The sequence below is a fragment of the Arthrobacter sp. Y3223164 genome, from assembly GCF_059091005.1.
The window spans coordinates 1-554 of the sequence record NZ_JBNHGF010000799.1 but is presented as its reverse complement, the minus strand read 5'-3'; the positions used below and the strand labels follow the sequence as shown (position 1 = coordinate 554).

1 protein-coding gene is annotated in these 554 nt (G+C 72.6%); it reads right to left on the bottom strand.

From position 1 onward, the window contains the following. Positions 1 to 170 precede the first annotated feature (170 nt). Positions 171 to 554 (bottom strand): class I SAM-dependent methyltransferase (locus AC5RUJ_RS18085; protein WP_494156497.1); only part of this gene is annotated, 384 nt, incomplete at its 5' end.

Sequence of the window (554 nt, the reverse complement as noted above, 5' to 3'; positions counted from 1 at the left end):
CAAGCCGCGCCACACCCGCGGCTAGCCTCCGCGCAGGCCGCGCCTCCCGCGGCTCGCCTGGCCGGTTTGGCTTTCAGCCAGGAACCACCCCTCCGGGGCACTTGTCATTGGACAGGTGCCCCGGAGGCATTTAACGTTCCTGCCGCTTTCATGCAACGTCCCCGCCACGTTCAACCCGCCGGCCGGGTGCCGGAAACCACCGTGGAGGCGTGCTCCTCGGAACGGGCGATGGCCGGAACCAGTCCGCGCGCTTCGAAGGCCCCGGCCGCTGCCTCCGCCTGCCGCTCACTCGTTTCCACCAGCACCGACCCGCCCGGCGCGAGCCAGTCCGACGCCCCCTCCGCGACCCGCCGCATGACAGCCAGGCCGTCAGGGCCGCCGTCGAGCGCCCACGGTGCTTCGTGGAGGCGGGCTTCGGGCGGCAGCAACGTGATTTCCTCTGTGGGCACGTAGGGGACGTTCGCGGCCAGGACGTCGACGCGGCCGCGCAATGCCGCCGGCAGTGCCGCGTACAGGTCGCCCACGTGCACCTGTGCCCCCGGCAGGTTCGCGCG